A 20,940-nucleotide genomic window follows, 5' to 3' on the forward strand; every position below is an offset into this window, starting at 1 on the left:
GGCGCGCCTGTCCTCGATGAGGTCTCCGATGCGTTTGATCACTTTCGATGTCTCCCGCACCCTCGGCATGCCGAACGTTCGCTATATCAAGCCCGAGCGCATGTTCGATCATCTGGACGAGATCCAGGCCGCCGACTGGCTGCTGTTTCCCAGTTACTGGCAGGTCAACGTGCTGCTGCATGCACTGCACAAGCGCATCTTTCCCTCCCCGGCGACCTACTATCTGGGGCACGACAAGGTGGAGCAGACCCGTGCCATGCGCGCGGCCTTCCCGCAGCACATTCCGCCCACCGTGATCCAGGCCAATACCCCCTACGGCATCGACGCCGTGGAGGCGGAAATCGGCTATCCGATGATTCTCAAGGAGATTCGCAGCGCCCGCGGCAACGGCGTGCATCTGGTCGAACGGCGCCGCGAACTCGAGCGCTTCGCGGCGGATAACCCGGTGCTCTACGCCCAGCCCAGGCTACCGATCGATCGCGATCTGCGGATCGTACTGGTGGGGGACCGCATTCTCGCCAGCTACTGGCGGGTGACGCCGTTGGGTGGCTATCGCGCCAACGTGGCCCAGGGCGGCCGCATCGACCACGAGGACATCCCCGAGGCGGCCGTCGCGCTGGTGAAGCGGGTGGCGGCGGCGTTCCAGATCGATCATGGCGGCTTCGATGTCGCCATGCTCGGCGAGACGCCGATACTGTTCGAGTTCAACCGCCTGTTCGGCACCCAGGGTATCGCCGACGCCGGTCGCGTGACCGGCGCGGCGATGCTCGACTGGTTGGGACGGCGCGAACTCGGCCTGACCGCCCCGGTGCCCGAGGCGGCAGAGCTGCCGCCGGCGTGGGAACCACCGACGGAGACCGCCTGCGACACGCGGCCCTGACGCTGTCAGGGCCGCGGATCACTCGCCTCAGGCCGGCGGCTGCTCGGGGCTGTCGGGCATGTTGATGCTGCCCGGCTCCTCGCGGTTGAGATGCAGGAACTGCAAGTGGCGCTCGTACTGATCGAGCATGTCGTCGATCACCTGCTCGCGGGTGTAGCCGGCCAGATCGTAGCCCTGGCTGCCTTCGAGTAGATAGACCTCGAGGCGGTAGTAGCGGCTGCTGCTGCGCGGCGTGCGCATGGCGAACGAGGGCGTGGCGAACGGGTGCGTCCAGATCTGATAGGTGAAGTTCTGCTCGCTGCCGAGGTCGACGTAGAGCGACAGGTAGTCGTCGTCGTTCTGCGTCCCCTCGTTGATCTGCACCTTCACGCCCTGGCCTTCGAGCTCGTCGCGCACCGCCTCCATCGCCGGGCGTCCGGTCTGCTCGAGGAACTGACGTGCCTCGTCGCGGGTGGGGAACGACATCGCCCGCTTGAGCCGCTTGCGCCAGTCGTAACCCGCTTCGCGCCCGCCGGCGGACATGCGCCCGGAGAGCGACCCGGAGAGACTGAGCCGGTGGCTATCCTCCTTGAATGCCTCCACCTTCAACGCCCGGTAGAGTCCGGCCATCATGAAGAAGAGCACGATCGAGAACGGCAACCCGGTGATCACCACCGCACTCTGCAGCGTGCTCAGCCCCCCGGCGAGTAGCAGCGACAGGGTCAGCACACCGATCACCGCCGACCACAGGATACGCATCCAGATCGGCGCATCGCTGTTGACGTCCTTGAGGATCGAAGTGAAGTTCGACAGCACCAGCGCCCCGGAGTCCCCCGAGGTGACGAAGAACACGATCGCCAGCACGCTGACCGCGATGGTGGTGAAGACTGGCCACGGGTAGGCCTGCAGGAACAGATAGATGCCCGCCGGCGGGTTGTTCATCACCTGCTCGCCGAAGTCATGAGCACCGTTCATCGCCATGTCCAGCGCACTGTTACCCAGAATCGACATCCAGATCATCATGAAGGCGATCGGCAGGGTCAATGTGCCGGCGACGAAGGTGCGAATGGTGCGCCCACGCGAGATGCGCGCCAGGAACAGCCCCACGAACGGGCCCCAGGCGATCCACCAGGCCCAGAAGAAGATCGTCCAGGCGTTGAGCCACTCGGTCGGGCGATCGAAGGCGTAGGTGTTGAACGACAGCGAGACGAAGTCGGAGAGATAGTCGCCGACGTTCATCACCAGAGCGTTGAGCAGGAAGATGGTCTTGCCGGCGAAGAGCACGAACAGCAGCAGCGCGACAGCCAGCAGAATGTTGAACTCCGACAGCCGCCGGATGCCCTTCTCCACCCCGGTGACCGCGGAAATGGTGGCGAACAGCACGATCATCAGTACCAGGATGGTCTGGGTCCAGACGCTCTCGGTGATACCGAACATGAAATCCAGGCCGTAGTTGAGCTGGATCACGCCGATCCCCAGGCTGGCGGCGATACCGAATACCGTGCCGAGTACCGCGGCGATGTCCACCGCATGGCCGATCGGGCCGTAGATCTTCTTGCCGAAGATCGGGTATAGCGCGCTCGAGATGGTCAGCGGCAGGTTGTGGCGGTAGCTGAAGAACGCCAGCGACATCCCCACCAGGGTATAGATGCCCCAGCCCGAGATGCCCCAGTGCAGGAAGGTCAGCTCCATGGCGTGACGCGCCGCTAGCACTTGGTCGCTGGGTACCTGCGGCGACTGGTAGAACTGGGTCAACGGTTCGGCCAGGGCGAAGAAGATCACCCCGATGCCGATACCCGCCGAGAACAGCATCGCCGACCACGAGAAGATATTGAAGTCGGGCCTGGCGTGCTCTGGCCCGAGGCGGATCTTGCCGAAGCGTGAGACGCCCAGGAAGATCACGAAGGCGAGATAGATGACGACAGTGAGAAAGTAGTACCAGCCGAAGGTGTTGGAGATCCATCCCAGCAGCGCGTTGATGATCGCATTGGCCTGCTGGGTGGCGACCATCGCCCAGATCGAGAAGGCGACGATGCCGATCACCGAGCCGTAGAACACGACGGGATTGAGTCGGTCTCGGGCTGGTGAATTATTGTCGGTTTGTGTGTGCATACGATATCCATCCGGTGTCGAAATGACGTCCGGCGCGTCACGCCCAGACTGCTTCACGGGCGAAGACGAACCGTCGAACACAGCGCGGTGCTCCCGCTGTCCCTCGCGGGGCGCTGCGATCTTGCTTTGAGTTAAGTCGACTTGGGGCATACCGGCCAGGGCGACTTTCAACGCCCGCTCTCCCCGCGGTCAACGCAACCCGGCGCCACCTGGCGCACTACCGCGCTAGGCGCCCGGACACGAGAACCATCAAGAAGGCGTCACGCATCTTTATTGATTGACCGTTCAATTAAAATACGGCGTTATGCTGCGACTTTCAACCGCACCGCTCTCGCCTTTCTTCGGTGCGGACTGGCACCGAACGCGCTTGACAGTCATCGCGCAGGGGCCCGCGCGTGGCGCGGCCCTAGACTGTCACCGGCTTCCCCGGACAGGTGTGATGAACCAAAAAAAGGCGCCTCCCCACCGGGGAGGCGCCATCGACCCACAGCGAGGCGCGGGCTCAGATGCCGATCAGCGCATCCAGCCATCCACTGGGGTAGTGCAGACTGAGCAGCGCCTGCATGCCGAGCAGAAAGGCCGCGATCCCTGCCGCGATCGCCAGCGCCGTCGACCAGCGCGCCCTGGCCACGCCGCGCAGGAACGCGAACGCCATCAGCGTCGCCGCGCTGACGAAGCCGAGCATCGACGCCAGGACCACCAACCCCAAGAGCCCTACCAGCCACAGCAGCGGCGCGCCCAGCGGCTGTGCTTCCCAACGCGCGCCGCGGCGCCACGCTTCCAGCGCGCTCAGCGCCGCCCCCACGGCCATGATCGTGATCGCCAGCCGCGGGAAGATACCACCGAGGAAGGAGAGCCCGCTGATGTCGTACCAGGACGCCGCCGCCAGCAGCAGCAGACCCACCACCAACAGCGCATCGACACGCCCGAAGGTAGGCACTGCCGGCGGTTGCTGCGGCGAGGTGACCTCGGCACCGACCGCCAGCGGCTGGCGCCGGCTCAGCAGCCGCTTGAGCAGCGGCAGCAGCAACGCCAGCGCGATCATGCCCAGGATGATCAGCACACCGGGGCGCAGGAAGGCCGACATGCCCTGGAACTGCACGCTCTGATAGAAGTAGGTCTCCGCCCCCGGCGCCAGCACGAAGCCGATCAGGAATGCCGGGCGCGACCAACCGGCACGCTTGAACAGCACCCCGACCGCACCCACCGCCAACAGCGTGTACCAGTCACCCAGCGAGCGCGTGGCCTGATAGGCGGCGAACAGGATCAGCGTGGTGATGACCGGCGCCAGCAGCACGAACGGAATCCGCGTCAGCTGTGCCACCGGGCGCGCCAGTACCAGGCACAGCGCCGCGCCCAGAATGTTGGCCAGCGCAAGCGACCAGATGATGGTGTAGGTCAGGTCGAGGTGAGTGGAGATCATGCTCACCCCCGGCTCCAGGCCGAGCAGCAGCAGACCACCGAGGAAGATCGCCGCAGTCCCCGAGCCCGGCACGCCGAACAGCAGCGTGGGCACCATCGCCCCACAGGCGCAGGCGTTGTTGGCCGACTCCGGAGCGATCACGCCGCGAATGTCGCCCTGGCCGAAGTGCTTCTCCCCCTTGGCCGTGCGCGAGGCGAAAGCGTAGGTCAGCCAGTCGACCACCGAGCCCGCCAGCCCCGGGATGGTCCCGATGAGGCTGCCCATGCCGGCGCACTTGGCGACCAGCCCGCGATTGTCGACCACGTCGCGGATCCCCTGGCGCCAGCCGTGACCCAGCGAGGTACGCTCGCGGGCGATGCTGCCGCGCTGGATCAACAGGTCGATGATCTCCGGCAAGGCGAAGATCGCCAGGCCCACCACGATCAGCGGGATACCGTCGTAGAGATAGCCCACATCCAGATTGAGGCGGAACTCGCCCGTGGCCGGGGCGGTACCGATCGCCCCGAGCAGCAACCCCAGACCGCACGCCGCCATGCCCTTGAACTGGCTCTCGCCGGAGAGCACCGCGACCATTGCCAAGCCCAGCAGCGTGAGCACGAACAGCTCCGCCGAGGAGAACGCCAGCACCAGCGGCCGCGCGACCAGAATGAAGCCGGTCAGCACCACCGCCCCGATCACCCCACCGCACAGCGAGGAGAGAAAGGCACTGGCCAGCGCCCGTGCGGCCTGCCCCTTCTTGGCCAGCGGAAAGCCATCCATCACCGTGGCCTGGGAGGCGCTCGACCCGGGTATCCCCAACAGCACCGAGGTGAAGGTATCGCCGGTGGGGATCACCGCCACCATGCCCATCAGCATGCCCAGCGCCAGCCCCGGCGACATGCCGTAGAGAAACGGCAGCAGCAGCGCCATGCCGGCGATACCGCCCAGGCCGGGAATGATGCCCACCAGCAGCCCCACCAGCACGCCGAAGCCCATGTAGAGCAGATGGGCGCCGCTGAATACCTCGCCCAGGCTCGTCATCAACGCATCGATCATCGTTGTCTCTCCTTGGCCGGCCTTGGTGCCGGCGCTTGATCAGCGCGTGGAAACACGCACGCCATAGCGCGACTTGAGCCAGTCGATCACCCACTGGCGGCGCGCGTCGCTGAGCTGCATGGCAGAGTCGAGCTGCTTGGCCGCGACCTCACCCACCACCGGCGTGTAGGGGCCGACCTGGTTGCGCGCCGCGGTCAGGAAGTCCTCGCGCTCGGGCAGCGTCGCCGCGGCCTGGCGGTAGGCTTTGATCAGCGCCGGCGGGGTGTCCTTGGGCACCAGCAGCAGCTTCTGCAGCGCATAGCCGGAGGCGAAGAACTTGTGGAACACCTGATAGGCGATGTCGTCGCGACTATGCCCGGGTTGCGCCAGATAGAGCTCGGAGAAGGTCGGCAGATCGGGGAAGGCAGGGTCACGCTCGATGACGTTGTCGGCGTTCATCACCCCGAGCGAGAACAGTGGCACCGCCTTGCCCGCCTCGACCAGCGGAGCGACGTTGCTGAAGTAGGCCGAGGTGGTCTGGAAATCGACCCCCGCCTCGCCGCGCTCGAACGCCAGCCGACCCTCGCCCCGGCTGCGCATGCCGAACACCGGCTCCACCTTGAGACCCAGCAGGTCGAAGGCCAGCAGCACCGGCATCTCGAGCCCGGTGGGAGTCTGCATGGCAAACTTGGTCGGCGACTCGCGCAGCGCAGCGAGAATCGTATCCGTATCCTTGCCGTAGCCCGGCTGGGCGTAGACCACGCCGCCGGTGGGCGCGGCGATGATCGGCGTCCATTTGGCGTAGTCGTAGCGCACCCGCGGGTCGTCGAGCATGGCCGGGAACTGGGTCGAGGCCGAGGTCACCAGCATCTGCGAGCCGTCGGCATCGGCGCGGGCGTAGAACAGATTGGTGCCGGTGATCGAACCGCCACCGGGCACGTTGTCGATCACGATGGTCGGATGCGAGAGCAGCGCTTCCCCCATCCAGTGCGACATGAAGCGTGCCCAGACATCGGTACCGCCGCCGACCCCGAAAGGTACGGTCCACTCGAGCGTATCGGGCACCGCCTCGGGCTCTGCGGCCTGAGCCCCCAGTGGCAGCAGCGCCGCAGCCAGCGCCAGGGCGCAGTGGCGGCCAACGCAGGGGAAAAAGGTGTGTGTGCGCTTGGCGTGCATGGCACGTCTCCTCGTTGATGTTGTTGCTGTTATGGCTGTGTTGTCGTCATACCGTCGGCTCGCGCCATGCTCAGCCGATCGCCGTATCGGGGGCAGGCGTCAGCCTCTCGGGCACGTAGACGCTGCCACTGAAGAGCCGCCGCGCGGTGCGGATCAGCGAACAGCTCGGCCACGCCTGCTCGGCGGGCCAACGTGCGATCACTCCGAGCCGGCCACTGGGGTGCTCGAACTCGAGCAAGCCCTCCGCGCTCGGCGCGCCGGCGAGGCCCTGGAGCAGACTGCGGCCATCGGCACACGCCAGCGCCAGCCCCACCGCGCCGGTGATTGCCAGCGCCCGATGACAACGCTGCGGCATGAAGTAACGCACGCACAGCGTGCCGCCGCCGGCGGGGGCGCTGATCAGCACCGGCTTGGGAATCACCCGCTCGCGCACGTCGCCCAGGCCCATGGCTGCCCCGGCCTGGAGGCGAATCGACTCCAGCCGCGCCAGCAGTTCGCTGTCGCCATCCAGCGCCTGGGGCGTTTCATCACCGCGCTTGCCGAGATCGGCGGCGCGTATCAGCACCATCGGCATGGCAGCATCGATGCAGCTCACCTCGACCCCATCGATCGTCTCCACCGGCTTGCCCGTGGGGTAGAGCTTGCCGGTCTTGGCTCCCACCACGTTGCGGAACTCCAGCAGCACCGGCGCGGCACTCCCGGGCACGCCATCGATACGCGTATCGCCGACGTAGGTCACCTGCCCGCCCGGCGTGCAGACCTCGGCATCGATCAGGCTGTTGGTGTTGAGATTACGGATGGTCAGCCGGGTGACGTCCCCCGTTGCGGCGACCAGCCCCTGCTCGATGGCGAAGGGCCCCACGGCGCTGAGCATGTTGCCGCAATTGGGGGAGGTATCGACCCGGCGCTGCTCGACCATCACCTGCACGAAGAGATAGTCGACGTCGACCCCGGGCTCGGCGGAAGGCGTGACGATGGCGACCTTGCTGGTCTGCGGATAGCCGCCGCCGATGCCGTCGACTTCGAGTTCGTTACCCGACCCCATCAGGGTCAGCAACAGCTCATCGCGTTCCGCAGGATCGCTGGGCAGATCGCGTCCCAGAAAGACCGGCCCCTTGGAGGTGCCGCCGCGCATCAGAACGCAGGGTATGGCTCGCATGACGTGTTTCCTTTCCCGTGACGGCCCTCATGGCCGACAAGTGACGGGGAAGCTCGCATGCTTGAAATCGCCATTCCAATGCCATTATCGTGGCTATTAATGCATATCGCGCATCAATTGCAATAAAGTAAATAAGCATTTGATAAAAAACAGAAAAGCATCGGGACCGAAGAGTGAGCACGATCCTGGCGGCGGCGAGACATTCGACTAATGAACTATGAGATTCAGCAGATCCAGGCCTTCCTCAAGGTTGCCGAGCTGGAGAGCTTCCAGGCCGCCGCCGAGGCGCTCAACCTGTCGCAGCCGGCGCTGAGCCGACGCATCCAGAAGCTCGAAGCGGTGCTCGGTACCCCACTGCTGGCGCGCACCACGCGCAAGGTGAGCCTGACCACCGTGGGCCGCGACTTCTTTCCCCAGGCCAAGCGTCTGCTCGACGAGTTCGACCACGCTCTGTTCAACATTCGCGCCCTGGCGGAGAACCGCATCGGCCAGATCACTCTCGCCTGCATTCCTACCGCGGCGTTCTACTTCCTGCCCGCGGTGATCCGCGAGTACAACGCCCGTTACCCCAATATCCGCATACGCCTGCTCGACCTCAGCGCCAACGACGGCCTCGGCGCCGTACTCAGCGGCGAGGCCGAGTTCGGCATCAACATGCTCAGCGGACATCACCCGGACATTCGTTTCACGCCGCTGGTGGTCGAGCCCTTCGTCCTGGTGTGCCGCCACGATCACCCGCTCGCCACGCAGTCACAGGTGACCTGGAGCGAACTGAGCGAGCACAAGCTGATCGGCGTGGGCCGGATGAGCGGCAACCGCATGCTGCTGGACCACGAGCTGTCGTCGCTGACCCAGCGCCCGACCTGGTTCTACGAGGTGCAGCATCTCTCTACCTCGCTGGGGATGGTGGAAGCAGGCCTGGGCGTGGCCGCGGTGCCGCGGCTGTCGATGCCGGACGACGAGCACCCGCTGCTGGTGCAGCGCCCGCTGGTCGAACCGCTGGTCAAGCGCACGCTAGGCATGGTGCGCCGCCGCGACAGCGCGCTGTCGCCGGCCGCTGAGCGCTTCGTCGAGACGCTGCTGCGGCACTGGGATCGCGGCGAAGGGGGCGAGAACGGCGGGCCGATATATCTCTAGCCTTTAAGTGACCTAATCTTCACATGAGAGTGGCATGTCACTCTTTGGACGAAAGTGCGCCCTTCTGGCCGATATCTCACGCCAGCCGTAGCATATCTCCTACAAACATTTCGCCAGTGATGCGTTATCCTGATCCTCTGAACATTGTCTCTGACCCTCGTCGACCGGCTCCGCCACCGCGATCAGGAAAACCGCATGCTCAACGATCTCCTCGACACCTTCGATATCGATCTGTCGCAGTCGCAGCGGCTGCTGACCCTCGATATCGCCGGCACCGCCCTCGTGCCCCATCGGCTGGTGGGCGAAGAGCGCGTCAGCGCCCCCTTTACCTACACCCTCGACTGCATCTCCCAGCAGGGCGATATCGAGCTCAAGACGCTGATGGCGCAGCCGGCGCGGCTCTCGATCCTGCAGGCCGACGGCAGCTACCGCCCGTTGCACGGGCTGGTCTCCGAGGCCGCGCTGCTGGGCGAAGATGGCGGTGTCACCTACTACCAGCTCACCCTGGTACCGTGGCTCGCCATGCTCGGCCTGGGCCGCGACAGCCGCATCTTCCAGGATCGTAGCGTCGTCGATGTGCTCACCGCCGTGTTCGACGACTACGAGCTGGCCCAGGGGCGCTACCGCTTCGACCTGCGCCGCGACTACCCGGCCAGAAGCTACTGCGTGCAGTATCGCGAGAGCGATCTGAACTTCGTCAGCCGTCTCTTTGAGGAGGAAGGATTATGGTACTACTTCGAATATTCGGGGCAGGAACAGGACGCGGATAACGCCTCCTCCGACCCATCCGGGTCGGGCTTCGACGGGCATCGGCTGGTGATCACCGACGATGTCGATACCACCCAACCGGTCAGCCCCCAGGCGATCCGCTTCCACCGCCAGGCGGCCACCGAGCGTGAGGACGCCCTCACCCAGTGGGGCGGCGTGCGTATCCAGCAGCCCACCCGGGTCAGCGTCGGCACCTTCGACTACAAGCAGCCCTCGCTGACCAAGCGCACCGGGCTCGACACCCTCAGCGACCAGGGCAACCTGCCGCGGACCGAGCTCTACGACTACGCCGGCGAGTACTACTACCACGGCCATGAGCGCGGCGAACGGCTGACCGAGAACCGCCTGGAAGCCCATGAGTCCCGCGCCAAGCGCTTCCGCGGCAGCGGCGGTGCGCGTCAGCTCCAGGCCGGGCGCTGGTTCGAACTCACCCAGCACCCGCTGCACGACACCGGCGGTGAGCCCGAGCGCCAGTTCCTGCTGCTGGGTGTTACCGTCCACGCCGAGAACGCGCTGCCGGTCTCGGCCCAGCTCCAGGCGCTGCCGGGCAGCCTGCAGCCCCAGCTCGACGCCGCCAAGCAGGCGCACGGGCTGGAAGCTGATACCGCAGATCCTACTGGTGAGCGTCTCTCCGACTATGCCAGCGGCGGCACCGGTCACTTTCTGGTCGACCTCGAAGCCCAGCGCCTCAGCCAACCCTACCGCCACCCGCTGACTCACCGCCGCCCGGTGATTGGCGGGCCGCAGACCGCCACCGTGGTCGGCCCGGCTAATGAAGAGATCCACACCGACCACCTCAACCGCGTGCGGGTGCAGTTCCACTGGGACCGCCAGGGGCAAAACGATGAGAACTCAAGCGTCTGGTTGCGGGTCTCCCAGCCCAACGCCGGCGCCGGCTGGGGCAGCGTGTTCGTGCCGCGTATCGGCCAGGAAGTGCTGGTCGACTTCCTCGAAGGCGATGCCGACCGCCCGCTGATCACCGGCCGGGTCTACAACGGCGAACAGACCCCGGACTGGCACAGCCACGGCCTGCTCTCCGGGTTCAAGAGCAAGACCTACCGCGGCAGCAAGTACAACGAGCTGGTGTTCGACGACGCCACCGACCAGGAACGCGTCCGTCTCAACTCCGAAGCGGAGAAGAGCCAGCTCAACCTCGGCTACCTGATCCACCAGACCGGCAACACCCGTGGCGCCTTCCGCGGCACCGGGTTCGAGCTGCGCACCGATGCCTATGGCGCCATCCGCGCCAATCAGGGGCTCTACCTCACCAGCTGGGGCCAGCTCGGCGCCAGCGGTGACCAGCTCGATTTGACGCCGGCCAAGCAGCAGCTCGACAGCGCCTACCAGCTCAGCGACAGCCTCAGCCAGAGCGCGGCGGACCACAACGCCGACGCCCTCGACGCCCGCGAGCACCTCAAGCAGGCGGGCGAAGACGCCGACGACACCTACGGCAACAGCGAACAGCTCGCGGATGCCAAGCAGGACAACGCCCGTGGCGCCACCGACAGCGGCGGCCGTGGCGAAGCGGCACGCATGAAAGCGCCCTGGCTGCATATGGCCTCACCCGCCGGCATCACCCTGAGCACGCCGGAATCGACTCACCTGGCCCAGGGCCGCTCGCTGAGCGTCTCCAGCGGCGAAGACGTCAACGTGGCCACCGGCAAGAGTCTGGTCGCCTCGATCTCCGAGAAGCTCTCGCTGTTCGTCTACCGCGCCGGCATGAAGCTGTTCGCCGCCCGCGGCAAGGTCGAAGTGCAGGCGCAAGATGGCGAGATGGCCTTCACCGCGGAGAAAGGCGTCCAGGTGACCTCCACCGAAGGGCGTATCCAAATCAACGCCGAGAAGGGCATTTTATTGCAGAGCGGAGGCGGTTATATCCGTATCGAAGGCGGCAATATCGAGGTTCACTGCCCGGGTGCTGCGGATATCAAAGGGGCACAGCACAACTTCGGTGGGCCGACGAGTATGTCGCACACCTTTAATGATTTTCCAAAAACCGCCTATCAGGAAACGTACAGAGCCACGCGTCCCGATGGAACGCCTCTCCCTAATATACCCTTCGAGCTGCGTCGAAATGGCAATATCATCCATACCGGCAAGACAAATGCCCAGGGCGACACCCAAGTTCAGAAAAGCGAATTCGTCGAGGGCATGACCATTCTATTTCGGAGACAGGCGGAATGAGTCAGTACAACATCTACGACATCTTCGACATGGCCGTCAGTTGCATGCGCCCTAGTGCAGAAAATCATGTCACCGAGGTAGCCGTGCATGAGGGCGTGATCCCTATTGTCTTCGTACCAGGAGTGATGGGAAGTAATTTGGTGAACACTCAGTCAGACGACACATGGCGTCTCGACAGTCAATTGAGTGCAGCTCCTTGGTTAATTAAAGGCGCCCAAGCTAGAAAACGTATACTTAATCCCGCGCAAACGTCTGTCGACCCTGAAGGCCACGTCCCACAGGACATTGCACGTCGCTATATCGATCATCGGAGCGGAGACAAGATTCCGACGGATGAGCTACTTAGAGCGCGCGGCTGGGGCGAAGTGGCGAATATGTCCTACGGCGACTTTCTGGTGTGGCTGGAAACCCAGCTCAATATCGAATTCAAAAGCGCATTCAGCACGCTCAAGAGCAACCTGACTCGCCACTATATCGAGACCCGGGGCCTGAGCGAGAAAAAAGCCCAGGCACGAGCCAAAGGCAACGTTCAGACGTTGGGACGTTTCAACTTTCCGGTCCACGCCTGCGGCTATAACTGGTTGCAGTCCAATTCGGATTCAGCTGCCACCCTGGCTCGACGTATAGAAGATATCATCGCGGGCTATCGCCAAGCGTGCATGACGTGCAAGCAAGCGATTCTCGTAACCCACTCCATGGGCGGATTGGTCGCGCGATACTATTCAGAGGTTTCCGGAGGAAACGCCGATTTGTTGGGCATCGTGCATGGCGTCATGCCCACCATAGGTGCAGCGGTGTTTTACCGACGGATGAAGTCCGGTACCGAAAGCCAGGCGTTCAGTCCCTCATCGTGGGCCACCAGCCAAGTGTTGGGGGCCTCATCACGCGAAATGACCGCTGTTCTGGCACAAGCGCCGGGGCCACTACAGCTAGTCCCAACGCCAGAGTATGGTAGCGGCTGGCTGCGTATCGAAAGACCTGACGAGTCAGTCTTGACACTGCCGACGGCTAGCGACCCTTACACGGAGATCTATCTCGAGCGCGACCATTGGTGGGGCATGATGGACGAGACCCTGGCCATGCCGGAACTGGGGCTAAGCGCACCTGATCGGCAAGGCACATTGAATGAGGCCTGGGAGGCTTATTCGCGAATCGTCAACCTTTCAGTCAAGACTTTCCATTCAGCACTCAGCGAACAGTTCCACACCAATACCTATCTGTTTTATTCGGATAGCGATGCCCATCCCAGCTATGGCAGTGTCACCTGGCATGGACGAGAGGTCAGCTACGGCTCCGATACCCTGATGGGCGCAAGAATGATGGATCAATATGGTGAACGCCGGATGATCACCGAGCGTGACTCGCGAGGCCGCCCGCGTTTTTACCAATACACCATCAGCGACGCGGATGAACCTGGCGATGGAACTGTCCCGGCGCGCTCCGGCAGTGTGGGTGTGGCCCAGTCTCAGGAGAGCCTGGCCATCGCCACAGAGCACGAGCCAGCCTACAACCAGGAGGCGGCACGCTGGTTCACGCTGGCCTCACTGCTCGAGATCGCCGAACAATGGGAATAAAGGCATACAGGGAATTAAGGATGATCACTCGATTGCGAGCGCCGCTCATGAGCGGGCTATTACTGCTGGCCACGGCCTGTGGTGCACCGGAAAAGGGAGTCCCCGAGATGAACGACCAGGAACGCCAGACCGTCGAGGCCTATACCGACACGCAGGCGCCGGTTTGCATTGGCCGTTTTCAGGTCGATATGCCGTCGCAACTCAAACCGAGCTTCAGCAGCCTGACCGTCAATGAGGCCAAGATCAGTGCCAAGTCCAGCAGCCGACAGATGTTCGAGCGCCTAATCGACAAGCGCAAAGCCGAGCTGGAAGCCATGCATACTGTGGATGCCGGAGATCAGCCCTTTCTCAAGCGGATCATCCATGTTAGCGACGACATGGTCATCATCGATCGTAACGAAAGCCCTCATATGCCAGACGCGGCAAGGCTATTGGAGGGTTACAAATTCGAGGGATTGACCATGTTCCGAGTGGAGTTAACAGCTACAGATCTATCGGAAGGTAAGTATGAGCAAATGCGATCTTCACTAAAGTCCAACAAACCCGAACGCCTTAAGCAGGTCGAGTACTTGTTGACCCACCTGTCCCCTCGACAGGCGGGAGAGATCCCCGAACGCCCCGGCCTATGTTTCGAGCACGGTTTTCTGGCCGGCGGCGCGGATGAGACTATTCCCGGAGCCGCAGTGCCGACACGCAAGGAACAGGTCGGAATGAGATTTTCAGATAATAAAAATCGAGATGTCTATATTCATTTCTACACGGATAGCACCATTGCTGAAGAAGACACGTTGTTGGATCGTACCGATCAGGCTGAACGAGCATTAGCCAATGATCAAAATTTCTCAGTTTTGAGAAAAGGTGAAGTGGACCTCGATGGTATAGATCAGGCAGAAGAATGGCTCAGCACAGGCACGACCGATGAAAACGTCAAAGGTAATTATTTCAATCTTGAGGCCAATAGCCTGAAAGGTTCTCCAGGAGCCCCCTATATTGATATTTCTATGCGTAACGGTCAGTTTGCTCACGGTGAAGAGCACCCCAGCATTAATAAAGCCTCGCTGACCGATGCAGAGGCGGTGGGGCTTTGGGACGCCATCACGCGGACGTTCAAGCCTCGCCCGGGTGCCTTTTAACCTAACTCGTCAAAATGACGGTCAACGGCCCCTTCATTCTTGAAGGGGCCGTTTTCCGACCTGCGCCCCTCTTGCCATCCCGCCATCATTTACGCGGATAAGCCTGGCGATGGAACCGTCCCGGCGCGCTCCGGCAGTGTGGGTGTGGCCCAGTCCCAGGAGAGCCTGGTCATCGCCACCGAGCACGAACCAGCTGCCGCGCACTGGTTGACGCGAAGCTCGCAGCCTTCAGTTGGCTTATGGGTCGACGAGAGCGCGAAAAACGATCTCTTTGCTCATATGCAAAAGCAGCTCGACATGCGCTTGCCAGATGGTGGCCTCGCACTGCTGCGCTACTACGACCCGCGGGTCTTCACGAAACTGATGCAACTGCTGGACGAAGACCAGCGGTACACGCTGTTCGGCCCCATTCGCTATTGGAGTGTCCGTGTCATGAACGAGCGCCAGGTATTTCGGCCCGCCGGCGAGACGCAAGGAGCGACATCATGATCGAACTGACACCGGACCAGGAGCTACGGCTGCGCCAGCCCGAACGGCAAGCGATGATCGACGAGGCGATGGCGTTTCTGCAATCTCGCCTGCCCTCGCTTTACCAGCAACAGACACCACAGAAACATGCTGAGACCCTTGGCCAGGCTTACGACCGCGCCACAAGCTTTAGCATGACGCGCAAGGACCTGATTCACAAGTACATGCTCTACGGCCTGAGTGCCCCGGCGCTGATCGACGGTGAGGCGGTCACTCGCTATTTTCGGCAGAGCGAGCAGTCGCCCGACCTGCTCGCTCAAGACCTGCTGGCGTTGATCGAGATGCCCCCGGCCAGTGCCACCAACCAAGGAGACGATTGATGGTATTTCCCCTTGTGATTCTCGGAGGATACGAGGCACTGGTCCTGCTGGGTGTCGTCGGTGCCAGCACGGCGGCCGCCACAATCGAATCGCAGACAGGCGCCTTCTCCAAGGCCGGCAGCGCCATGGCAGAGGCCGGCAAGGAAGTCCTGACCACCGCGGTGGATTACAACCTCGCGATCACCCGCGAGGCGCTTACCGCGGCCGGTGTACTGAACGACACGGCCTCAGAAAGCGGCAGCGACACTCGCTCACGGCCGGTCGCGGGTGAGGTCAGCGATACCGATACCAACGAGGACTGCAACGACTGTGAACCCAGAAAACGGGGCTACAAGTTCGTGCCTTCGGGCCGAAACTTCAACACAGGAGATGGAAACTGGCCAGAGTATCAGTTGAAGGTTGCCAATATGGGTGGAAATCCAATTTTCTCCATCGCGGGACCTAACAAAATCGAAGAGTGGAAGTTTAACAGCGTCGATTTCGATGGATTCTGGTCAGCCAGCTGCACGCTAGTCGAGGCTAAATATGGATATGGCAGTTGGTTAGAAAGAAACATCGAATGCGAATGGCAACCTCGCAGCATACCTTTTATGAGCAAGCTCATAGACTCTTTCATAAGCGAGGCTTCGGCACAATCAGTGGCAATTAGAAAAACATGCCTCCCGCGACCCTAAACTGGTTTTTTCGGACCCTCGTGTCAAAGAACTCACAGAAGATGAGTTTTCAGAAACGGGGCTAATCATATCCTGTCATCTCAAAGGCTTTTAAAAAGGAGCAAAAAATGAAATATTCTTTAAGGATGATTTTTCCAAAAAAACAAAGAGGATCTCGAAATAGAAGAGGTGTACTCCCTGTTTTTTAAAAGCAACAGAAAAAATCTCTGAAGTAGACACAGCCTTAAGCGACTGGCAATACCCTCTCATCACTGAAAAAGACAAAGCCATCTATTGCCCAGTCACTGACAAAAGCAAAGTATTAAAGAGCGCCTATCACGAGACCCACAAAAACAACGAAAGCTACAAAGGCAAAGGCCTGGTCAACTTCACCGCTTGGTCCATGCCCGTTCCCACTCAAGGTTTAAAGGAAAGCGAAAAGCCTTTTTTGCCAAGGCTCGACTACTCGATGGATCCTCGGATCTCGGAGGATCTTTTGTTCTAAACGCAAACTCTCTCAAAGACACCAAGAGCGAAGACTACTGGTCAGCTTACTCCACTCTTTTTAGAAAAAATGGCACGTATTAAAAAAGCAAATTGGTCTAATTTTTCCACAAAAGGTTATCATAGGAAGGCTGCCTTCTCTCATCGAGAATGGGTCGGCTGGATGGCACTGGTGCCGGATGTCGATCTAAGCAACGAGATGCCCTTTGTCGCCCTAGCCGAGTATCTGCCGGGTATCGGCACCCTGATCGTGACCACCAAAGAGCCGTTCGATCCCGAGAACGAAGAACACATCAAACTGGCCCGAGCGACCGAGGTATTTCTGGCCGATAGAGGACTGTTACCAGAACGAGGCATTTGATCGCTGTTAGCCCCAATAATCTGCCTGCCCTATCCAAGAGTATCCAAGATCTTATCTCTCCCAGGCAGACAGCGCCATGGCAGAGGCCGGCAAGGAAGTCCTGACCACCGCGGTGGATTACAACCTCGCGATCACCCGCGAGGCGCTCACCGCGGTCGGTGTACTGAACGACACGGCCTCAGAAAGCGGCAGCGACACTCGCTCACGGCCGGTCGCGGATGAGGTCAGCGATACCGACACCAACGAGGACTGCAACGACTGCGAGCCCCGAAAAAGGAGGAGCATATTCATTGCAGGCCGGCGTTTCGAGACGGGTGACGGACGTTGGCCCGAATACCAGTTGAAGATCGCCAATATGGGCAGCGGACCGACCTTTGCTATCGTGGGGCCAAACCGGATCGAGGAGTGGCAATTCAATGGCGTCGATTTCGATGGGTTCTGGTCGGCCAGGTGTACACTGGTCGAGGCTAAGTATGGTTATCGGCAGTTTCTGGAGCAGGATTGGCTAGGTCGCTGGCAGCCCAGGGAAATTGTCAATAGCCAAGGAAACCGCTTGGATTTCATGTCAAAGGCGCTTGACGAATTCCCCGTACAGGCAAGTCGACAGCAAGGAGCAATAGCAAATAATATACCGCCTGCGCAGTTATCCTGGTACTTTTCTGATAACGTCGTACGAGATTATACTGCAGAAAGATTCATGAACAGAAGGCTGCCGACCCCCTGTCTATATGAGCCTGCCTAGGTAACGATCAATATCAACGGAGATTAAGCATGGGTTATTCCGGTGCAGTACTAAGGTTCATTAGTTTACCTGCTGAAGCACCGATGCAAGCAGAGGCAGTCTACGACAAATGGATCGCCATGCTTGAAAAAATCAGTGGAGAAGACCCGGTTATGCACCAGTGGCGTTATGCCTATGGTGAGCAAGGCATATCGATCGACGTTCATGAACGCAACAGGGTCATTAATGACGCCATAAAACCCGAGAAAAAATTCGACCCCAAATATAGTGGAGAAGGCTTAATATCATTCACATCCCGAGGCAACTTTAGCCCAGAGGAAAAAAAATATTATTACATTGAAAACGGCTTCTCTTGGGGGGGAGAGCGCCCAGGTGCATTCTTCATAGATACTGGCTTACTAAAAAAAGCCGACTGGCCTAATTACTGGAAGGTCTTTGCTAATTGCCTCCGGCATTTGTCCAGCATTATGCCTCCCCTATGGGCCGATGTAGCTCCACAGCGCTATCGTCCTCATGCCGTATTTCCGCATCGTGAATGGGTCGGCTGGATGGCACTGGTGCCGGATGTCGATCTGAGTAACGAGATGCCCTTTGTTGCGATGGCGGAGTATCTGCCGAATATCGGCACCCTCATCGTGACCACCAAAGACCCCTTCGACCCCGACAACGAAGAGCATATCAAACTGGCCCGGGCGACCGAGGTATTTCTGGCCGATAGAGGATTACTGCCGGAACGAGGAATGTGATCGGTTTAGATCGCGCAAACCGGCCTATTCAAAGCCAATGGATAAACCATGCTCTTTTTGGCATCAGCGGCGCGAATATCGACTTAGTCGATGCCGAAGATGAACCAGCCATGTGGCATTGAAAAATGCCAAGGGTAACAGCGGCGATTCACGCCGCTGTCTACCAAGGTTTTCAACAGGACCTTATCTCAATCTCCCTTGAGGCGGCCGCCCATCTCCTGAGCGAGCTCGACCGCGTAGTGGTCGGTCATGCCACCGATGAAGTCGAGCATGCGGCGGTAGCTGGCGTAGAGCGACCAGGAGGGTTTGGGGGTGTTCTCACCGATCAGCGCCAGCACGCGCTGGTGCTTGAAGGATGACTGGCCGGTGTGGTGCAGCTCGTGGGCGGCGCCGATAAAGGCTTCGAGCAGGATGCCCAGGGTGGTGTAGGCGCCGATTTCCAGCTTGGCCTTGCGCTCGTTCTGGAAGATGCGCTCACGCGCCAGCTGCTTGGCCGCGGACACGCCCCAGGCCAGGTCCGGGTGGCACAGTTCGAGCAGGTCGTCGGTCAGGGTGCCGTTGAGCAGCGCCTGCTCGTGCTGGACGAAGACATCACCGACCTCGTTGACCGCGCGCTCCATCGCCGCGCCGCGCAGGGCGGCGATACGGCGGCGCTGGGAGACCCCGGCTTCCTGCATGCCCGGATAGCCCTTGGGCGGCTCTCCGGCGATCTGCAGTAGTACTTCCGCGACTTCGTCGAAGCGCAGAATGCCCATCTCCAGGCCATCTTCCAGGTCGAGCAGCGCGTAGCAGATATCGTCGGCAGCCTCGACCAGATAGGCCAGCGGGTGGCGGCACCATTTGGACTCCCCGGCCGACTTCATGCCGAGCCGGTCGACCACCTCGGAGAGCAGGTGCTTCTCCGACTGATAACAGCCGAACTTGCCCATCTTGCCGCCGTGCTCGACCGTCCACGGATACTTGAGCAGCGTGCCCAGGGTCGCCGCCGAGAGCCGCATGCCGCCGCGGAACTGGTTGTACTCGATCTGGGTGACGATGCGGAAGCCCTGGGCATTGCCTTCGTAGGTGAGTAGATCGGCACGCTCGGCCTCGTCCAGCCCGTCGAGCAGGCCACCGCCCTGCTGCTCGGTCCACTTGAACCAGTCGCGGATGGCGTACTCACCCGCGTGGCCGAACGGCGGGTTGCCGATGTCGTGCCCCAGGCAGGCCGCCTGCACGATCACCCCCAGGTCCGCGGGGCTGACCCACTCTGGCAGCCGCTCGCGAAGCTGTTCGCCGACGATCATGCCCAGGCTGCGGCCGACACAGCCCACCTCCAGCGAGTGGGTCAACCGGGTGTGGATATGATCGTTGTCGGTGAGCGGGTGCACCTGGGTCTTGCGCCCCAGGCGCCGGAACGAGCCGGAGAAGACGATGCGGTCGAAGTCCTTGTGGAAAGGACTACGCCCCACCTCGCCGCGCGAGGTGCGGGCGTCGTGTAGACGCACGGGGTCGAGCAGGCGCTCCCAGTGCATGGCGGTCATCGGTATCTCCGTTCGAAAGGACAGCAGCTCACTGCCGAGAGCCACAATAAGGGGGCTAGGCGTTCTGGTTAACGCCTAGCATGCCGATCGCTCGGGACGAAGAAAAGCGCTCGCCCCGACATCGCGCCTCGTCGACGCTGGGGCTTACTCCTTGACGTCCATGTACTCACGCGCCCAGATACGGTACTCCTCCAGGGTGGAGTACCGCGTCGAGAGACGCGAGGCGTCGAGGTCGTTGGTGGCGATATCGCGCTGCTCGCGCAGGCAGTCGTAGGTCGCCTTGATCGCGGCGAAGTAGGCGGCGTGGCCGTTGACCACGATGCGCACGCCGAGCTTGGCCAAGCGCGCACGGTCACGCAGCGCCGGATTGTCGTAGGTGACCAGCATCAGCGGTACGGTCAGCACCGAGGCCAGCGTCTCGAGATGGTCGAAATCGCGCACGCCGACCAGGCAGATGGCGTCCACGCCGGCGGCCTGATAGGCACGAATCCGCGCGACCGCGGCGTCGTCATCGAGCTGCCCGGCGTTGGTGCGGGCGATGATCGCCATCGCCGGGTCGATGCGCGCTTCGAGGGCGGCGCGCATCTTGCCCACGCCCTCTTCGACCGGAATCAGGTCGGTGGACTTGTGGCCGTACTGCGCCGGCAGCAGGGTGTCTTCGATGGTCAGGGCAGCGACCCCGGCGCGCTCCAGCTCGGTGATCGTGCGCATGACGTTGAGCGCGTTACCGTAGCCGTGGTCGGCGTCGGCGATCACCGGCAGCCGCGCCACGCGGCCGATCCGGGTCGCCTGCTCCACGAACTCGCTCAGCGTGATCAGCGCGAAGTCGGGCGCCGCCAGCACCTGCAGCGAGGCCACCGAACCGCCGAGAATGCCCACCTCGAAGCCCAGATCAGCGGCAATACGCGCCGACATCGGGTCGAACACCGAGGCGGTGTAGTAGCACTCGTCGTTGGCCAACAGTTGGCGGAAGGCGTTGCGCAGATCGTGCTGGGAAGGTGTCGCCACGGAAGACTCCTGTGAT

The 20,940-nt window shown here is 61.8% G+C and carries 17 protein-coding genes; 11 read left to right on the forward strand and 6 right to left on the reverse strand.

Translation table 11 applies throughout. The features are described 5' to 3' along the window. Positions 1-28: 28 nt before the first annotated feature. Positions 29-880, forward strand: a complete 852-nt coding sequence (locus ABV408_RS17255) for a hypothetical protein (RefSeq protein WP_353980122.1) — start codon at positions 29-31, stop codon at positions 878-880. Between the two features lie 27 nt (positions 881-907). On the opposite strand, the gene betT is transcribed toward ABV408_RS17255, so the two are convergent. The 4 genes from betT to ABV408_RS17275 all read right to left on the reverse strand — a co-directional run bounded on the left by betT (position 908) and on the right by ABV408_RS17275 (position 7,743). After that, entirely contained in the window at positions 908-2,971 is a 2,064-nt protein-coding gene (gene betT / locus ABV408_RS17260) for a choline BCCT transporter BetT (RefSeq protein ID WP_353980123.1), read from the reverse strand. A gap of 502 nt (positions 2,972-3,473) precedes the next feature. Then, positions 3,474-5,429 (reverse strand): tripartite tricarboxylate transporter permease, encoded by a 1,956-nt coding sequence (locus ABV408_RS17265; protein ID WP_353980124.1) that lies wholly within the window; start codon positions 5,427-5,429, stop codon positions 3,474-3,476. A 39-nt stretch (positions 5,430-5,468) separates the two neighbouring features. Continuing rightward, positions 5,469-6,584 carry a tricarboxylate transporter gene (locus tag ABV408_RS17270; RefSeq protein WP_353980125.1) on the reverse strand — a complete coding sequence of 372 codons (1,116 nt, stop codon included), beginning with the start codon at positions 6,582-6,584 and terminating at the stop codon, positions 5,469-5,471. A 70-nt stretch (positions 6,585-6,654) separates the two neighbouring features. Next, positions 6,655-7,743: a 4-oxalomesaconate tautomerase gene (locus tag ABV408_RS17275; RefSeq protein ID WP_353980126.1), complete on the reverse strand. Its 1,089-nt coding sequence runs from the start codon at positions 7,741-7,743 to the stop codon at positions 6,655-6,657. Positions 7,744-7,953: 210 nt separating this feature from the next. Between ABV408_RS17275 and ABV408_RS17280 the strand changes: the two genes are divergently transcribed. From ABV408_RS17280 to ABV408_RS17325, 10 genes are all read left to right on the forward strand, one after another. Beyond that, complete coding sequence (locus tag ABV408_RS17280) at positions 7,954-8,880, forward strand: LysR family transcriptional regulator (protein ID WP_353980127.1); 927 nt, start codon at positions 7,954-7,956, stop codon at positions 8,878-8,880. 195 nt (positions 8,881-9,075) lie between these two features. Further along, the gene (locus ABV408_RS17285) at positions 9,076-11,832 is read left to right on the forward strand and encodes a type VI secretion system tip protein TssI/VgrG (RefSeq protein WP_353980128.1); all 2,757 of its coding nucleotides are present in this window, start codon (positions 9,076-9,078) and stop codon (positions 11,830-11,832) included. Next, positions 11,829-13,406: a hypothetical protein gene (locus ABV408_RS17290; RefSeq protein WP_353980129.1), complete on the forward strand. Its 1,578-nt coding sequence runs from the start codon at positions 11,829-11,831 to the stop codon at positions 13,404-13,406. The genes ABV408_RS17285 and ABV408_RS17290 overlap by 4 nt, the downstream gene beginning before the upstream one ends. A gap of 107 nt (positions 13,407-13,513) precedes the next feature. Beyond that, the gene (locus ABV408_RS17295; protein WP_353980130.1) at positions 13,514-14,539 is read left to right on the forward strand and encodes a T6SS immunity protein Tli4 family protein; all 1,026 of its coding nucleotides are present in this window, start codon (positions 13,514-13,516) and stop codon (positions 14,537-14,539) included. Positions 14,540-14,683: 144 nt separating this feature from the next. Continuing rightward, a complete protein-coding gene (locus tag ABV408_RS17300) occupies positions 14,684-15,028 on the forward strand; it encodes a DUF4123 domain-containing protein (RefSeq protein ID WP_353980131.1) in 345 nt (114 codons plus the stop codon). Further along, complete coding sequence (locus ABV408_RS17305) at positions 15,025-15,387, forward strand: hypothetical protein (RefSeq protein WP_353980132.1); 363 nt, start codon at positions 15,025-15,027, stop codon at positions 15,385-15,387. Before ABV408_RS17300 ends, ABV408_RS17305 begins: the two co-directional genes overlap by 4 nt. Further along, on the forward strand, positions 15,387-16,061 hold the full coding sequence (locus tag ABV408_RS17310) for a Tox-REase-5 domain-containing protein (RefSeq protein WP_353980133.1): 675 nt from the start codon (positions 15,387-15,389) through the stop codon (positions 16,059-16,061). The genes ABV408_RS17305 and ABV408_RS17310 overlap by 1 nt, the downstream gene beginning before the upstream one ends. A gap of 553 nt (positions 16,062-16,614) precedes the next feature. Further along, positions 16,615-16,905, forward strand: a complete 291-nt coding sequence (locus ABV408_RS17315; protein WP_353980134.1) for an Imm52 family immunity protein — start codon at positions 16,615-16,617, stop codon at positions 16,903-16,905. A gap of 76 nt (positions 16,906-16,981) precedes the next feature. Next, the gene (locus ABV408_RS17320; protein WP_353980135.1) at positions 16,982-17,647 is read left to right on the forward strand and encodes a Tox-REase-5 domain-containing protein; all 666 of its coding nucleotides are present in this window, start codon (positions 16,982-16,984) and stop codon (positions 17,645-17,647) included. 29 nt (positions 17,648-17,676) lie between these two features. Further along, on the forward strand, positions 17,677-18,393 hold the full coding sequence (locus tag ABV408_RS17325) for an Imm52 family immunity protein (protein ID WP_353980136.1): 717 nt from the start codon (positions 17,677-17,679) through the stop codon (positions 18,391-18,393). 188 nt (positions 18,394-18,581) lie between these two features. On the opposite strand, the gene ABV408_RS17330 is transcribed toward ABV408_RS17325, so the two are convergent. Together ABV408_RS17330 and ABV408_RS17335 are read right to left on the reverse strand one after the other, a co-directional pair. Next, the gene (locus ABV408_RS17330) at positions 18,582-19,916 is read right to left on the reverse strand and encodes a deoxyguanosinetriphosphate triphosphohydrolase (RefSeq protein WP_353980137.1); all 1,335 of its coding nucleotides are present in this window, start codon (positions 19,914-19,916) and stop codon (positions 18,582-18,584) included. Between the two features lie 144 nt (positions 19,917-20,060). Further along, positions 20,061-20,924, reverse strand: coding sequence for an oxaloacetate decarboxylase (locus ABV408_RS17335; protein ID WP_035474786.1), 864 nt, complete (start codon positions 20,922-20,924; stop codon positions 20,061-20,063). Positions 20,925-20,940 lie beyond the last annotated feature (16 nt).

The organism is Salinicola endophyticus (genome assembly GCF_040536835.1).
GTDB lineage: Bacteria > Pseudomonadota > Gammaproteobacteria > Pseudomonadales > Halomonadaceae > Salinicola > Salinicola endophyticus_A.

Excerpts from the sequence above, each read along its gene's own strand:
- ABV408_RS17330 (WP_353980137.1), bottom strand. The coding sequence starts at position 19,916 with ATGACCGCCATGCACTGGGAGCGCCTGCTCGACCCCGTGCGTCTACAC.
- ABV408_RS17310 (WP_353980133.1), top strand. The coding sequence starts at position 15,387 with ATGGTATTTCCCCTTGTGATTCTCGGAGGATACGAGGCACTGGTCCTG.
- ABV408_RS17275 (WP_353980126.1), bottom strand. The coding sequence starts at position 7,743 with ATGCGAGCCATACCCTGCGTTCTGATGCGCGGCGGCACCTCCAAGGGG.
- ABV408_RS17270 (WP_353980125.1), bottom strand. The coding sequence starts at position 6,584 with ATGCACGCCAAGCGCACACACACCTTTTTCCCCTGCGTTGGCCGCCAC.
- ABV408_RS17320 (WP_353980135.1), top strand. The coding sequence starts at position 16,982 with ATGGCAGAGGCCGGCAAGGAAGTCCTGACCACCGCGGTGGATTACAAC.
- ABV408_RS17290 (WP_353980129.1), top strand. The coding sequence starts at position 11,829 with ATGAGTCAGTACAACATCTACGACATCTTCGACATGGCCGTCAGTTGC.
- ABV408_RS17265 (WP_353980124.1), bottom strand. The coding sequence starts at position 5,429 with ATGATCGATGCGTTGATGACGAGCCTGGGCGAGGTATTCAGCGGCGCC.
- ABV408_RS17315 (WP_353980134.1), top strand. The coding sequence starts at position 16,615 with ATGGCACGTATTAAAAAAGCAAATTGGTCTAATTTTTCCACAAAAGGT.
- ABV408_RS17285 (WP_353980128.1), top strand. The coding sequence starts at position 9,076 with ATGCTCAACGATCTCCTCGACACCTTCGATATCGATCTGTCGCAGTCG.
- ABV408_RS17305 (WP_353980132.1), top strand. The coding sequence starts at position 15,025 with ATGATCGAACTGACACCGGACCAGGAGCTACGGCTGCGCCAGCCCGAA.
- ABV408_RS17325 (WP_353980136.1), top strand. The coding sequence starts at position 17,677 with ATGGGTTATTCCGGTGCAGTACTAAGGTTCATTAGTTTACCTGCTGAA.
- ABV408_RS17255 (WP_353980122.1), top strand. The coding sequence starts at position 29 with ATGCGTTTGATCACTTTCGATGTCTCCCGCACCCTCGGCATGCCGAAC.
- betT (WP_353980123.1), bottom strand. The coding sequence starts at position 2,971 with ATGCACACACAAACCGACAATAATTCACCAGCCCGAGACCGACTCAAT.
- ABV408_RS17295 (WP_353980130.1), top strand. The coding sequence starts at position 13,514 with ATGAACGACCAGGAACGCCAGACCGTCGAGGCCTATACCGACACGCAG.
- ABV408_RS17280 (WP_353980127.1), top strand. The coding sequence starts at position 7,954 with ATGAACTATGAGATTCAGCAGATCCAGGCCTTCCTCAAGGTTGCCGAG.